The organism is Paenibacillus peoriae KCTC 3763 (assembly GCF_000236805.1).
Classification (GTDB): domain Bacteria; phylum Bacillota; class Bacilli; order Paenibacillales; family Paenibacillaceae; genus Paenibacillus; species Paenibacillus peoriae.
In genome coordinates this window covers 11,826-27,405 of the sequence record NZ_AGFX01000039.1, presented here as the reverse complement: position 1 = coordinate 27,405, position 15,580 = coordinate 11,826, and the positions used below count along the sequence as shown (strand labels likewise).

Below are 15,580 nucleotides of genomic sequence, written 5' to 3'. Positions count from 1 at the left end.
GGCACGCGGGAAATGCGGTCTATGGACACTATTCTGTGCTCTCATGGCCTATATCCTGCTCAAATAGCTATTTGTCATTTCTCAAACAACGTTTCCCAAACATGATATTCTTTCCTTTGCCCGATTTTCTCGTCTATTTCTCCTGCAATAACTACCGGTGGAATGGCTGATCCAGATCCAGCATATTCTTCTCAAAAGTGTCTCTGATTTTATGGGTTAAATTGCTTATATTGGTTAATCAACAGGCGTGATTGCAAATAAACATCAACCTCTCGTCCCAAGAGGTATTAATCTGGTTTTGTCGAAATATAAGATAATAGATTAGCTTGATGATGAGGAAAAAGCTTTTATAGAGCAGATATCCTTATTTGAGGCAAACAAAGGGGACTTGTTGTAATGAAGCGAAATAAAAAAGAGGAGAGATTTAATGAAGTCACTCAATTACTTCGTGGGATTGTTAATAAAGCGAGAAATGACCAACTAGCATTTGATTCAGTGTTCTCTAGTGATCTTGACTTGCTTTTTACGACTTCCAATTGGGGATTTAGAGAGATAACACTTGTCATAGCAATTGCTCGATTACTCAATAGAGATTATAAGGCATCGGAAGCATTCTATAATTGTAATCCACGACCTTTATTTGAACAACCGATTCGCCATATTTTATCTGAGAATAATATTCCTCATAGAAAATCGGGACCTTTGAACGTGGCAAAAGCTACGGTGGGTATAAATGATGAATGGGCTGGTCAAAGAAGGCCAGCAAACGTTGCAGCGGCGGTAGTTCGGTTAGTTAAATGGATAGAAAATGCACAGCATGAGGAGCTAGAAAACTTTACTGTTTGTCTTTTGGCAAGACTTCTTAACGAATCTAAAAAAGCTGAAGCATTGAATATTAATATTGAACCTCAAACAGATCCAGATTTTTTATACATGATTTGTAATAGGCTTATTAAAGAAGTGCCCGACGCGGGAAACACGCCTCAACGTATATTTGGTCTATTGCTTCATTCTTATCACGAGATTTTGAATACGGGTATAAAAGTTACTGGATATAAAGATAGAGCATCAACTACGAGTACTACAAGCAAAAAGCCGGGGGATGTGAATGAAGAAACAAGGGAAGGACTGATCCTTAAAGTATATGAAGTAACAGTTAAGCCTTTTGACCAGCAACGTATTATTGAATCTTTCGAAGCTTTAAAAGCTTATGATGAAATGCATAACACATATACAAACGAAGTTATCGTTATCTGCAGAAAATGTGATATACCTAGTGAGTTATCAATAACAGCGCTGAATGGGGTGCTTGGTAAGTATATTTATCAAGATATAATTTATTATTTTGTTGATATTTTTGAATGGATGCATCTTCATTTAGTTACAATGCCAAATGAGAGTAAGCTCTTTTTCTATAAAGAAATAAATGATTATATAAGTGATGTCAATACCTCTATGAAAGTGAAGAGTCTTTGGAAGGAATTGAATTCTGATATTCACCACGAAAAGGTTTGAGATGAAGTTAAGAGTAGACTCAATTGATCCAGTATAAAAAATGGAAGGAATGTTAAATAAGATTGGCTATGATTTTAAAGGGAAAATTAATGATCTTGGTCAAGTTAAAAGATCTGAGCGAAGAAAACTAGGAGAAGTATTTGCTTTAAATGAACATATAAAAGGTATGATTCTTGTCATGTTGAGCAATCAAAGGCTATAGGGACATATAGTTAAAAATATTGAAAAAATAACCGATATCTTTTTCGGTTTTGAAAAAGATAAAATAAAACTGGTATTTAAAAAGCTTTTAGCACAGCAGCTTAAAGATATTAAGTGTGGAAATAGAGCAATAGATAAACAGATGGATTAGACTATAATATTTCAATTTTTGAGAGAATTGAAGTTGTATATCGCAGTTTAGATAATTTTGTTCTGAGCGATGAGCCTAACTTTTTAGTGAGGGAATTAGGACAAGGTAGAAATTATAAGCTTAAACAAATGGGATTATTCCTGTCCTTGAGTATTTAAGAATGTTAGTATTCAGACAGACCTTCTAGTCTAATCTGTATACTCGTCGTATCATAAGCAACGAGCGACTAAATTTTTATGGTGGATATCCCTCAGAAAAAGATACTGTTGAATTGCTTAACAAAATTGTTAAAGAGTCTAAGGTAAGGTGGCTCTTCTTACTTAAACTTGATGTGGTTATATTGTGCTTTTATTGCGGTAACGTATGTGGAAGTAGTCCGAAGTGCCATATGTGAATTACAAAACCACCGTATTGGAAGTGAAAAGTATTTATAAAAATAAATTAGTGAAAAATGATTTTGTGAATCAAGTTATATACAATGAGAATGTTTTACTACTTTCTTCGTCTGATTCGAGGCTTGAAAAATTAATTTATTTGATTGGAAATTTGGAACTGAACTCAGATAAAGATTATTTCACAGCACTAGCAACCTCCATTATAGGACAGCAGCTGTCTTCTAAAGCGGCTACTACTATCCGTAAACGGGTAAGCCTATTATGTAATGGTGTAATTACACCAGAATCTATAATATCAATACCATACGACGATTTAAGAGCCGCGGGTTTATCTAAAGCCAAAACCGAATATATCAAGGACTTAGCTGAGAAAGTTTATACAAAAAAAATAGATTTCAATGAGATCTGTCTAAAAGAGGACAATGAAATAATAAGTAGTTTAACTGAAGTAAAAGGTATAGGGAAATGGACGGCGGAGATGTTTTTAATATTTGCTTTAAATCGCGTAAATGTTATGTCCTACGCTGATGCAGGACTGCAAAGAGCAGCCAGATGGCTTTATAATTCACCTGAGATACCAAAGTATAACTATCTACAAAAAGTTGAATCTTCATGGGAGCCATTTAAAAGTATTGCATCTCTGTATTTATGGGAATCAATTGATAGAGGTTATGTAGATTCGGGTAATAGCTTGGATGAGTTATTTCTTAAAAAGATACAAACTAAAGAACCCCCGATTAATTAACCGGGGGTCTTGTATTTCTATTCAATAAAGCCATGTTTTCGTGCTGTATTTTGTAAGTAAGTGATGGTGTCGTCTTTCATTCTTGCTTCACGTGTTAGTTCCATTAATGTGGAGAAGAAAAGTTCTATACTTGTTGGTGGAATTTGTGAAAGATAGAATTTGATAAACTTTTTATGAGACATGAAGGTTAAGTAAACCCCTTTAAGCGCGGCAGCGTCTATTAGTTCTTGCTTAGACGCTTCTTGAAGCATGGCTCTTGGACCAGAGACAAAAATTAATCGATTGAAGCCAGAGTCAACGACTTTTCTAACTGCATGTGCAACATCTTCTTGTTTATATAGTTTATCTTTTGCTTCGAAAGCATACAACATTTTATTATTTAGGTAAACATCAATATCACTAACTTCTTTAGATGAGGCGCCAGATTGGTTAACTACATGAACTTCAACCTTAGTTTTTCCTGCTAAAGCCATGGTATGAAGTTTCACTAAAACACCTACAGTTAGTACCAGGGTCTCTCCACCACATGCTTGTTCAAGAAGGTCATTGAGGAAAAGGTCCATTTCAGTCAAGGTTGGAATTTTTGCTGCCTGTACTGTACTTGACTTTCTAATTTCCAAAAATTTAATGAAACAACATGCGATAGCATCAGTAAGAGCATCAAATGCTTCTTGTTGAGTTTGGATTTGCGGTAAGAATGTACAGAGTAAATCAAGTAGCATTTGATCGTTTCCTCTACGAACTGGGTTAGAGGGATTAAGCTCTGGTGCCCGAGCAGGTTTATTGAGAAATGGCTCATTAGAGCTTCCCAAACCACCATTAAAATATTTGCGTTCAAAAGGTACTAACAGATTATGACACAGACTTCTTGCATCATATGCTCCATCTAGCTGTGAACCTGCTTGTAAGCAAAGAGCATTTACTTTCGGATTAGTTGCTTTTGCTAAAAGTGCTGTGACAAGGATATAACGGAAAGTCAAATGAGTGCCAAATAATACAGTTTGGATATTTTTTGAAAATGGCGATTGCCAGCTGTAGCCTTTGGTTGTTGCTCGTTCTATTGCTTTTACTAAAACTTCAGTCGCTTGATTCTTATCTACACGAACTTCACTCAATTGTATAACCCCCAGAGATATATTTTACCACTTTAAAACAGAACATATGTTTGCTATACTGACTTATACCTTTGCTTATAGTACAATAAAAAAATGAATAAAGTTGGAGTTGATTAATTTGAGCACATATACTGGTTTATCTTTGTTCTCTGGTGCAGGCGGAATGGATGTTGGTTTCAAAAAAGCAGGAGTAAATATCGTCTGGTCAAATGAACTAGATAAAGATGCCTGCAACACTTATGAAGCCAATCATCCTGAGTCCACCCTGTTCAGAGGTGATATCCGTAATGCTTTTAATGAGTTAGAGGCATATAAAGGAACGGATATTATTTTTGGAGGACCTCCATGTCAGGGCTTTTCTGTCGCAGGAAAGATGGACCCGAATGATGAACGAAGTACTCTAATTTGGACTTATCTTGATGTAGTCCGGATTATTAAACCTAAAGCTTTTGTACTTGAGAATGTGAGTGCATTAGCTAAGCTAGAAAAATGGAAAGATGTAAGGACGAAAATGTTTCAAATTGCAAATGAAATGGGCTATAGTTGTTATCCGTTTCTGCTTAATTCTTCAAATTACGGTGTTCCCCAAAAAAGAGAGCGTGTTTTTTTCATCGGTTTATTGAATAAGGATATTGACGTAGAAAAGATGTTGAAAAGAATTAATGTTCAAGAGAAGCCCACTAAGACAATTAGAGAAACCATATCACATCTAGGACCAGCAGGGTCACCAAATAACCCACATACTTGTGAAGCACGTATTACCCTTGCTTCAAACCCAGTTTTGAGAAAGTCTCCATACGCAGGTATGATTTTCAATGGAATGGGAAGACCATTAGACATAGAAGGTATCGCTAATACACTTCCTGCTTCGATGGGAGGAAATAAAACCCCCATCATTGATGAAGCACTTTTGTATCATTCTGCTAGTGATAACTGGATTGTAGACTATCACAGCAAATTAATGGAAGGCATAATGCCAGAGTTCACGGATGCGCCTTCTAGATTAAGAAGAATTACGCTTAAGGAAGCAGCGTTGATACAAACATTCCCAGAAGATTATATCTTTAAAGGAAGTAAATCCGCTGTATATCGTCAGATTGGAAATGCAGTACCTTGTCTTTTAGCTCAAGCAGTTGCGTCTGCAGTTATTGATGAACTTGATAGCAAACCCATAGATTTTAACTTATCTGGACAAATATCAATTGATTCATACCTTCAAAAGTCCCAGAAAAATTTAGAAGAATATATTTCCATATAGTCTATTATACCTGATTTCGTTACTTAAACAAGAGTCGTCAAAGAAGCTTCATTCAGTAGTTGTGCTTAATACGCATTATATCTTGAGTTGGTCGAAAGCGATGAGAACCGATTTGATATTTTTAAAATTGGTCCTCATCGCCTTTTTTTATAATTCTTTACCTCTGTCAATAGACTAGATACATAAAACCGAGGAATCACGAAGTGGATCAGTGTATGTTCGTATTGTTGCGTGGAAACCAACGATTCTGCGCGTGAACAGGCCTATTAGGCTTGCTAGGTCAAGCCAGACTCGATCCGTTGGGATATACGTAATATCGGTTATATAGACTTAGTTTGCCGTTCGTGGCAAAGGTTTGATTCAAAACATTCTCGGCTACAGGTAGATCAATGTTTGGAGGTTGTCGTTGTCTTGTATTTGCAGACACCTCAATTTTGAATGCATTTATTATCGTATTATCGATATCCTGTGTCCAGTATTCAGTCTAACTCCAAACTTAACTCTTGTAATGCAGACATGTATTCCATATAATTATATACGAACATTTGTTTCCGGTTATGGCGTAGATACTAAACCCATTAGGATGGAATGTTTACAACCATATCACACAAACCAACAAACAGGAGGCCAAAATTTGTCCAGTAATCCAACACGAAATCAATACCAAATCAATCTGTTCCATTTTAATGAGATCACTCATGCAGGAGATCAGCTTTACGCGCCACAATCCAGCACTCGCACCATCACTGTATCAAACAGCATCTATCTCGACCAACTCAAGCGAGTCGTAGAAGAACGTGATCCTTCCACCGATGTTACTGATGTGATCTTTATGCTCAAAGCTGATCAAATTGACGAAGATGATCCATCTCAAATTGCACTGTTTGAACGTATGTTACGAGAGGGAATCTACTATAATGGAAGGAAATATGTCCGTTCGATCAAGTCACCTGCGATGGGACGTACACAACGAACAGAATTTATCCAAGAAAAATATGTTGCTGATCTGTATCGACGCATTACACTCGGTAAAATGCCACCACTCACCAACATCCATAAGTGGGAAGCAGCCCTTGGTGTAATTCGTTCAGCAGCACAGCCAGTTCCGTATATTCCACGTATCGTCGTCATACCAGATTATGAAAAGGATACGATCATCGAGGATGTATGGAAAGTGGAAAAGTGTGTTGAAGATTTGAAGCAACAGAAGTTGATATTCGAGGAAAAGACGAAGCAACGTGAATATTTCAAAGCGAAGAAAGAATTAAAGCCATCAAAGGAACATCTACATAGATTAGAACGTATACCGAATAAAACGATCTCGTGGAATGGCCGCACAAAGTCTGTTCCTGATCAAAATGAATATAAAACTTTCAATGGATGGAATAAAAATAATCGTCGTGTGAAGCTAGAAGCAATTCCTTTTCCTGCTCGTTCAGTTATGTATGATGACGAACTATACCCTTGCTATTCCATCGAGCAAACAGAAGAAATCCCAATCATCACAATTAATGAACAATCCATTGGATTCAAACGAGTGGAGTATCCAAAGTATGAAAATAAGAATGTCCAATTTTTTGATGGTCAAGGTTTAATGAGCTTCCAGTTTGCAGAGCGTATCGGACAGCACCTGAACCTATCCTACTCACCTAATGCAGTTCAGGGAAGACTACCATATATCAAAGGTAACTTTATCCGTTTCGATCTGATGAAATGGTTTAACGAAAACAACGTGACAGAGATAAAGGATGTTTTTGGTGAATTACAGCCGATCATCGACAAACAGGGTCGTCCTATTGATCTCATCCTTACCAAATCTTGCTTCAAAGCATGGCATCAATACAGTGAGGAACAAGCTAAGCCTAAATGTTTGTTTAAAAATATAACGGAATATGAAGTATTACTGAAAGTATATAATCATAATCACTTCTGGGTCGCCAATTATGCGAAACCAGCATACCAAATGAACGCCTACACACCACTGACATACCAATATATTCATGCGCTGAATCTTACACTGAACGATTTATATCAATTAGCTACGCCTCTAATGGATGTCATCAAATGTGTACTACATGGACAAAAGGATAACACCCATGGAAAGTGGCTTCGAGATATTGCGTACACGAAAGCATTCCTACATATGCTAGTCCAAGAAGACGATGAACCCAAAGATATAGATGAAGAACCCGACGAACAGGAAGATGAAATAGAACGGGGTCAGAAGAAGCAATTTATAAATGAAATCATCCAAGCTATCGATTTGAATGAATTGATGATATATGACGGTAATGTCCGCAAATTCATCGTGAAGCAAGCCATGCAGAAAGTTCAGGATATGTTGAAAGGTCGTATTCCGATCCGTGGCAGCTACTTTTATCTGACCAATGACCCGATTGCATTCATGGAGCATGCCGCTGGAAAACATGTAACAGGTGTGCTGAAGAAAAATCAAGCCTTTATGAATCGGAAACAAGGAAGCCACGCTCTATTCCGGTCACCGATAACGATATTTAATGAAGTTGGCAAGCTAGATTTTGTACAAGTACATAACCGATATATGCGTCATTTGGATAATGTGATTGTTCTGAACTGTTGTGATTTAACACTGGCAAGACTTGGACTCGGTGACGTGGATGGGGACACAGCTCTCTGTACGAATGATCCGACCATACTCTCCGCAGTGATCGACGCGCCTACGATCATCAATGAAGACGATAAAAAAGTAGCTGCTCCTGTACCGAATAATATGGATAGCATCGTCAAGATGGAACTGAAAAGCCTTCATAATCTGACGGGTAGATGTACGAATGTGAATACGTATTTTCAGAATATGGCTTTGGAGGAAGGGAGCCTTCAAGCACGCGTTTTGGAAAACTCAGTTTTAAAATTCCTCCAAGGTCAAATTATAGATGCGACGAAGAATGGACTAGAGGTAGAGATTCCATATGTGCTGGATCGTCTGGCTATCCAAATGCCGTATTTCTTTCGTTTTGTTAATGGTGGCAAAGCCGAGGATTATCAGCACTCGACAAAATCGCCGTTTAATCAATTTTGTGTCAAGGCAGAAAAGTACATAGATGACACGTTTAACATGAGAGATGGGAAATTGGATCAGTCTATTTTCAGCATCGAGAGTACGAGACAACTGTTACAGGATATGAGCAAAGTAAGCCAGAGCAAGTTTCTGGATTATCTAACCCGTATTGAACCGCTGTATACAGAATACAACGAGCAGATAAAACCAATCAATCATCGCCAAAAGGAATTTAACGAACTGAAAAAATGGGAACGGGATAATGATACCCGCAAAACAATTAGCGCGGAATACGCCAGGTTAAGAGAGGAATACAAAACTCAGTGTGAAGAGATCTGTCCTTATCCTTCGGTACTTGCCAGTGTTGCCGTCGAGATCGCATATCAAAACTACAGAACGTACTCCTTTGCATGGCTGTTTGTAGATGGACTACTGGAAAATCTAAAGCAGCATGAAAATGTGATGAAGAGGGAAGTACAAAAGGTGAACCGGCTCACCAGTCGTAATGTAGAAGGAAAGGAACTTATCGTTCAAGCTGGCATCGCTACAATAGATGATCTGGAGTTTCCATTCCATGTGCCGGATGGTGTGTATTCATTATTTGAAATTATGGGACAATTCTTTATTGGGCATGAAGCTGAGAGGGAAACCGTAGTACAAACCAGTCACACGCCTTCTTTGCTGGATGGGAAAAGTACAAGGCGAACATTGAGGAATTATTCACTCGGCTTCAGTACTTTGAAAAAGTCGGAGGAAGAATCGCAGTCGGTAGCTGACCAGGTATTGGACAAAAAATTACAGATTCAGGTGGTCGAGTATAACTATGTTCATGTTGTAGATGAGCAGGGGAAAGTGAAGTGTATCATTCCGAGAGATCAGGCCATTCGACGAGATGAGGGATTATCCTTACTGGATTTTGACGGAGCAGCAATTGAATTTTTAACTATTGAGAAAGTCACGAAATCAAGCTTTAAGGCGATAGTCCATATCCAATAAATTGAATCATAGTGTGTCATGATATAGCGCCTGTTAACACGGGCGCTTGGGTGACAGCTAGAACGGTTATATATACGAATCCAAAAATAAGGGAGATATCAACATTTGAACATCACATTAAAATTAAGCCAGATTGTTACCAACCCAAACCAGCCACGCAAGCATTTTAACGAGGAGTCTTTGCAGGAGCTGGCAGCATCCATTGTAAGCGATGGTTTACAAGAAGCCATACTGGTCAGACCACAGGGAGATCAATATGAGATTGTTCAAGGGGAGCGCAGATATCGAGCAAGTCAAATGGCTGGACTGGATACGATTGCAGTGAAAGTAAAGGAATTAAACGATGAGGAAGCTTTTCATCTATCTGTCATTGAAAATATCCAACGGGAACAAATGACTCCTATTGAAGAAGCTCAAGCATTTTATGAGTATGTGCAAAGAGGATACACGCATGATCAAATTGCCAAAAAAGTGAGTAAAAACAGAGCTTTTGTTACAAGCCGCCTAAGATTACTGAAACTATTACCTTTTATTCATGACTGGATTGCAGAAGGATATATTTCAGACGGTCATGCCAAGCAACTATTGAAAATGGAATCGTTTTTGAATAGATTGCTAAAAAACAAACCGACATTAAAATTCATTCATGAAGATGGTTCACAGAGAGAAGAAAGTCATTTTGAAAACTATCAATGGAAATTTCATAGTTCGTTTTGGGAGAAGCATGACATAAAAAAAGAAAAACTAACCGTAAACGAAGTCAAGAGATGGGTAGATGATTGGCATTACGATTTAATCATCTCACCAATTTTGAATTATAAGGGACTTGGCTCTGTGGTTGTTTCTAAAAATAGAGGATTCGCTTTAACCGCCCAAATGGATTGTATTGTCAATCATCTTCATATCTCCAATATAACAGAAGAAGATATTGATTTTGCAGTTGTTTATGATTTGGAAAAAAACAAAGAACATTTTGATTCCAAATTCAGACCATGGATGGTTGAAAAATTTTGGGATGAGATGCGAAATGAACTTTTTCACTCTGATATCAACATCGAAGAAAAATGGAACTTACATAGCTTTCAAGATGAATTGAAAAAATGTGAAAATTATAGCGATTCTTTAGAGGACAAATCATTGGAAACGATAACGGAAGAAATCAAATTTTATAAGCAAAAGCTCGATGATATTGCTAAAGAGAATCATATTTCAATGGATGACATACTAGATGATTTGCTTGCTCTGGAGTAAATGGTGTCACGTGACACATTATTCTGTCATCATAGGCGCCTGTTAACACTGGCGCTTGGGTGACACCTGTTATATGGGTGCAATTCCACAATGACAGGAGTGAATCTGAATGAGCTACTTTTATTGTTATGATATTCATTTGTTTAATTATCTGACGAGTAAGGGGTTCTCGTTTATAACGAAGGCACGACACTATAAGACGAATGTTTTGTTTTCCATGTATTTGAAAACGCAAGAACTGTCTGTAGCCATTGATGAATGGGAAGCAACAAATCATTAAAATGTAAATGTTAGAAATGATGTGAGGAGCATTTGATGAGAATTGATGATTATAAGCCAAAGCAAAATGTAACTGAGATGATAAACGGGGAGGAGGTTGAATGGAAAAATGGAGATATCGTTTTAATTAGTAGTGGGACGGCATCGGGTAAATCCTATTTTATTCGAAACAAGCTGGAACAATTAGCAGATCAGCAAAACGTGAACATACTTTTATTGGTCAATCGAAAGAACCTGTACGATCAGAATAAGGAAGCTATCGACAATTCATTATTTTCAAGAATCAAAGTGGAATTATATCAAACGATTGAGAAACAGCTAAACAATGATGAGGAGTACGATTTTTCTCCATATAAATATATTGTGTGTGATGAGTCGCATTACTTTACTACGGACAGTGGATTCAATGATAATTCGGATGATTCCCTTCAAGCCATCCTTAATTTACAGTCACAGATCAGGATTTTTATGTCTGCAACAGGTCATGTGTTATTCTCTTACATCAAGGATCAATATAGACGTAAGCTCAAACAAAAAGGTAATAAAATATGGATGTACTCCATTCCAATAAAATTCAATCAGATTGCATCGTTATCCTTTTATACAGACTTTTATGCAGTAGAAAAATGGATTAAGCGCAAATTCAATAAAGCTAACGATAAAATTATATATTTTGCAGACACGATCCAAAAGGCTTTTGAGCTTCATGTGAAGTATGACGATTCACTATTCGTATGCAGTAAAAGCAGCAAAAACAGAAAGTATCTCAAACATGTAGATGATGATCAAGTGGAGTCCATGGTCAAGCAAAATAGGTTTGACTGTAAATATCTATTCACCACAACTGTGCTTGATAATGGTTTTGATTTGAAGGATGAGCAAATTAAATTAATTGTGTGCGATATACATGATGTGGATACAATGCTACAGTGTATTGGGCGAAAGAGATTCAAGAATGATCAGGATAAGGTTCATGTGGTGTTGCTGAATCGAAACAATCGAAATTTGAATAATTACTTGAATTCAGTCCAGATGAAACTGGATGAAGCAGACGCTTTTATTCATGGTGGAGTTGAAGAATGGAAAAAGCTAGTGGGTAAATTTTCGAGGAAGTCCAATTACATCATTAAGAATAATGTTTCGAGTGAGGGCAAATATATATCGAAGAAGACAGTTTCTAGAGTTAAATATCTTCAAGCTGTAGCTACGAGAGATCGGATTAAAGCAATGCTGGACCAGAACAGAGAAACCAACAATTTCAGGGAAGAAACTGGAGGGAAAAAGGAAAGCGATGCCTATATGATGTACATTTCGAACTTATTACATAAAAATAAAATCACGTTGATTGAGAAGATATTTGAACAAGAAGAATTATGTAGCTATTTAGAAACAATAGTAGGTAAAAGAATATACAAAGAGGGTCAGAAACAAGTCATTGAAAAATTTGATATCAAGGATTATCGAGGTAGATTACAAAAGGATATTAGCCAATTACAAATCTACCTCCAATCGAATCAATTAAAATATGCGATTGGTAGTTTTCCAGATAACCGAAAAAAGTTAGAAGATGGAAGCAACAATCCCCATAAAGGGAAGCGATATTGGTTAGTTAGCAAATTTAGTGGATAGTCGGTTGTAACAAAAAAAATTAAGTTTTTCTCATTTTCGATAATGCCAAAAAGGTAGTACATATAAGGATTTTTTTAATCTTGGACAGCAAATTGTGGAGTAATGCTATATATATACATGTATCCATGATTTGCTGTCCAGATGATAGATAAGTCAATGAAATCAACAGTTTTATGAAATGTAAAAAAGCAAAAAAATGAGACAAACCAAAATTGAGCCGCAAAAGGGTGAATTGCCGTAGGCAAGAGGGGAAACGGCGGCAGGTCGATGAATACCGTTTACGAAGCGTAGCGAAGTGGTTTTTATCGAGATGGTGATAGAGTTTCCCCTTAAGTTGGTACAGATGTAAAGATCAAAAGAAGCCGTCAACAAAAATTTGTAAACAAATTATTTCTTTCCGTAGCCATCCAACAACGTTGGCTGTCTTCAATTTATTTTTTGAACATGATAGATTGACGTGACCCTACTTTTCTATATATAGGGGAAACTAGGGTCAGTCCATTAATATAGCCTAAACTTAGAAAGAATGAAATGGAGAAATGGTGTTTACCTCATATTCAAGACATCTATTCATTTGTAGTCAGGCTGCTTATTTTAAAATTTTCGATTTACATATTCAATTTTATCTTGTTGAATATGGATTGGTATTCGCAAAATTTTAAACCACACCAATTGGTTGCTTAAGCTTACAAAGTTTGAGATGTGTCACGTGACACAATGTTGAAAATTTAAAAGTACATATTATACACGGGAACTCTGGCTATGAGCTAGGGTTCCTTTTTCATTTTGGAGAGGAGCAACAAGATTGTTATTAATGTTACAAGCAATAATCATAGAAATATTACAATTTGTTACTGTGGTTGGTGTGTTTTACACATGGATTTGGGTCGCAGTCTTTTTAAAAATGAAGGTAGAAAGGGGGATCAAGTGGATTGGAAATCAAATTCGTAAACGTAGAAACGTTAAATCCGTACATAAAAAACGCCAGAAATAATGAGAAGGCTATAGACATAAAGGAGCAAATTTTATAAATGAAGTGGCTGAAATTGAAGATCGATCAACTGGTACATGCCGAATATAATCCAAGGAAGGATTTAAAAGCGGGTGATCCAGAGTTTGAAAAGATCAGGAATAGTGTAATGGAATTCGGTTATTGTGAACCGATTATTTGTAATAGTGATTATACCATTGTAGGAGGCCACCAACGTGCCAAAGTGTTGAAGGCACTCGGTTACGATGAAGTCGATTGTGTCATAGTGGATGTGAATAAGTCGAAAGAGAAAGCTCTGAACATAGCGCTCAATAAAATTACAGGGGAGTGGGACTTTGACGCACTGGCTACATTATTAGATGAGTTAAAAGAAGCAGAATATAATATTGAGCTAACTGGCTTTGATTGGTCTGAAGCGGAGAAATTGCTGGATACATTGCACGAAGATACAGTAGATGAAGATGATTTTAATGTAGAAGAAGCATTACCTGTGCATCCGATCACTCGTAAAGGTGACATTTGGCTACTTGGTAAGCATAGGCTCATTTGCGGAGACTCGACGAATCCACAGGATATCGCAACATTGATGAATGGGAAGAAGGCTCAGCTCATTGTAACTGATCCACCATACAATGTGAATTATACAGGTAAAACGAAGGATGCATTGAAGATTGAAAATGATAAAATGGACAATCACAAGTTTTATGATTTCCTATTGGCTGCCTATACTCAAATGTTTGAAGTAGCAGATGACGGAGCAAGTATTTATGTGTTTCACGCAGATAGTGAAGGTTTGAATTTTAGAAAGGCTTTTATCGAAGCCGGATTCAAACTGGCACAATGCTGCATATGGGCAAAGCAAGCAATGGTAATGGGTAGACAAGATTATCACTGGATGCACGAACCTGTATTGTACGGTTGGAAGCCAACAAGTGGACACTACTGGAATAGTGACCGTAAGCAAACGACATTATGGCAATTTGATCGCCCTTTCCGGAATGAATATCATCCCACGATGAAGCCGATTCCCTTAATTAGCTACCCGATTAAAAATTCCAGTAAGCTTGGTGATATTGTATTTGATCCATTTGGCGGTTCAGGTTCGACGTTGATTGCTTGCGAGGAAACGGATCGGATTTGTTATACGAGTGAGCTTGATCCTAAGTATGTAGATGTGATCGTGCAGCGATATATTGCCCACGTTGGTAGCGATAGCGATGTATATTTGATTCGGGATGGTAAGCAATATAGCTACCAAGAAATCATCCAGCCTTGAAAACTAAGATTTCATGATATCTCCCTATAGTCTTCATAGCAAATGTTGTTCCTAATCTCCATCAATCCGTTTCTTCGAGGATCGTAATCTTGTTCCCTCCTGCTTATAATTGAGATATAAATAGCGGGGAGGAAATAATATGAAAAAGACTGCTGAACTTGACTCTACAGAACAGTATAGATATTTACTACGAAGGGAATGGGATGAGGATAAAGCAAGTGCCTTGTGGATTATGCTTAATCCAAGTACAGCTGATCACCAAGATGATGATCCAACTATTAAGGCATGTATTAGATTTACAAAAAAATGGGGATATGGCTCTTTTGAAGTAGTAAATCTTTTTGCTTATAGAGCAACGAATCCTTCAGATTTGAAAAAATTAGAGAAGGAAATTGCAATAGGAGCAGAAAATTTGAACTACATTGGTGAAGCATTGAAACGAGCAGATTTGGTTGTAGCGGCTTGGAGGTCTAATGGAAAAACTCATAAGAGAAATCAAGATAAGGAGTTAATCTCATTACTTGGAAATTACAAGTTAAAATGTTTAGCAATTTTAGCTAATGGTGACCCTCGTCATCCTTTATATATTAGTATAGATAGTCCTCTTCAGGATTTCGAATTAAGGAAGAAAATTAGGATTAGACCAACAGTTTAAGTACAAAGATATTAATGAATTTTACAACGTTTTTTGAATATTTAGTGAAGAGAAATTTTCTTGCTCTCTTCCGGTAATTTTGTAAA

The 15,580-nt window shown here is 37.0% G+C and carries 10 protein-coding genes; 9 read left to right on the top strand and 1 reads right to left on the bottom strand.

Translation table 11 applies throughout. The features are described from left to right. Positions 1 to 396 precede the first annotated feature (396 nt). Positions 397 to 1,515 (top strand): hypothetical protein, encoded by a 1,119-nt coding sequence (locus KQI_RS0120330; RefSeq protein WP_010348710.1) that lies wholly within the window; start codon positions 397 to 399, stop codon positions 1,513 to 1,515. A gap of 742 nt (positions 1,516 to 2,257) precedes the next feature. Next, on the top strand, positions 2,258 to 3,007 hold the full coding sequence (locus tag KQI_RS0120320; RefSeq protein WP_241763983.1) for a DNA-3-methyladenine glycosylase family protein: 750 nt from the start codon (positions 2,258 to 2,260) through the stop codon (positions 3,005 to 3,007). 17 nt (positions 3,008 to 3,024) lie between these two features. On the opposite strand, the gene KQI_RS27185 is transcribed toward KQI_RS0120320, so the two are convergent. Then, positions 3,025 to 4,122: a restriction endonuclease, SacI family gene (locus KQI_RS27185; RefSeq protein WP_010348708.1), complete on the bottom strand. Its 1,098-nt coding sequence runs from the start codon at positions 4,120 to 4,122 to the stop codon at positions 3,025 to 3,027. 118 nt (positions 4,123 to 4,240) lie between these two features. Here KQI_RS27185 and KQI_RS0120310 point away from each other — a divergent pair, with 118 nt between their 5' ends. The 7 genes from KQI_RS0120310 (at position 4,241) to KQI_RS27175 (ending at position 15,494) form a co-directional block, all read left to right on the top strand. Beyond that, complete coding sequence (locus KQI_RS0120310) at positions 4,241 to 5,380, top strand: DNA cytosine methyltransferase (RefSeq protein WP_010348707.1); 1,140 nt, start codon at positions 4,241 to 4,243, stop codon at positions 5,378 to 5,380. Positions 5,381 to 6,014: 634 nt separating this feature from the next. Next, the gene (locus tag KQI_RS0120305) at positions 6,015 to 9,413 is read left to right on the top strand and encodes an RNA dependent RNA polymerase (RefSeq protein ID WP_010348706.1); all 3,399 of its coding nucleotides are present in this window, start codon (positions 6,015 to 6,017) and stop codon (positions 9,411 to 9,413) included. Between the two features lie 105 nt (positions 9,414 to 9,518). Beyond that, on the top strand, positions 9,519 to 10,664 hold the full coding sequence (locus tag KQI_RS27460; RefSeq protein ID WP_010348705.1) for a ParB/RepB/Spo0J family partition protein: 1,146 nt from the start codon (positions 9,519 to 9,521) through the stop codon (positions 10,662 to 10,664). A gap of 109 nt (positions 10,665 to 10,773) precedes the next feature. Beyond that, positions 10,774 to 10,944 carry a hypothetical protein gene (locus KQI_RS28885; protein WP_169314561.1) on the top strand — a complete coding sequence of 57 codons (171 nt, stop codon included), beginning with the start codon at positions 10,774 to 10,776 and terminating at the stop codon, positions 10,942 to 10,944. 35 nt (positions 10,945 to 10,979) lie between these two features. Beyond that, complete coding sequence (locus KQI_RS0120290; protein WP_010348704.1) at positions 10,980 to 12,572, top strand: DEAD/DEAH box helicase family protein; 1,593 nt, start codon at positions 10,980 to 10,982, stop codon at positions 12,570 to 12,572. Between the two features lie 1,031 nt (positions 12,573 to 13,603). Then, complete coding sequence (locus tag KQI_RS0120280; RefSeq protein WP_010348701.1) at positions 13,604 to 14,839, top strand: site-specific DNA-methyltransferase; 1,236 nt, start codon at positions 13,604 to 13,606, stop codon at positions 14,837 to 14,839. 139 nt (positions 14,840 to 14,978) lie between these two features. Further along, the gene (locus KQI_RS27175; RefSeq protein WP_010348699.1) at positions 14,979 to 15,494 is read left to right on the top strand and encodes a DUF1643 domain-containing protein; all 516 of its coding nucleotides are present in this window, start codon (positions 14,979 to 14,981) and stop codon (positions 15,492 to 15,494) included. Positions 15,495 to 15,580: the final 86 nt, after the last annotated feature.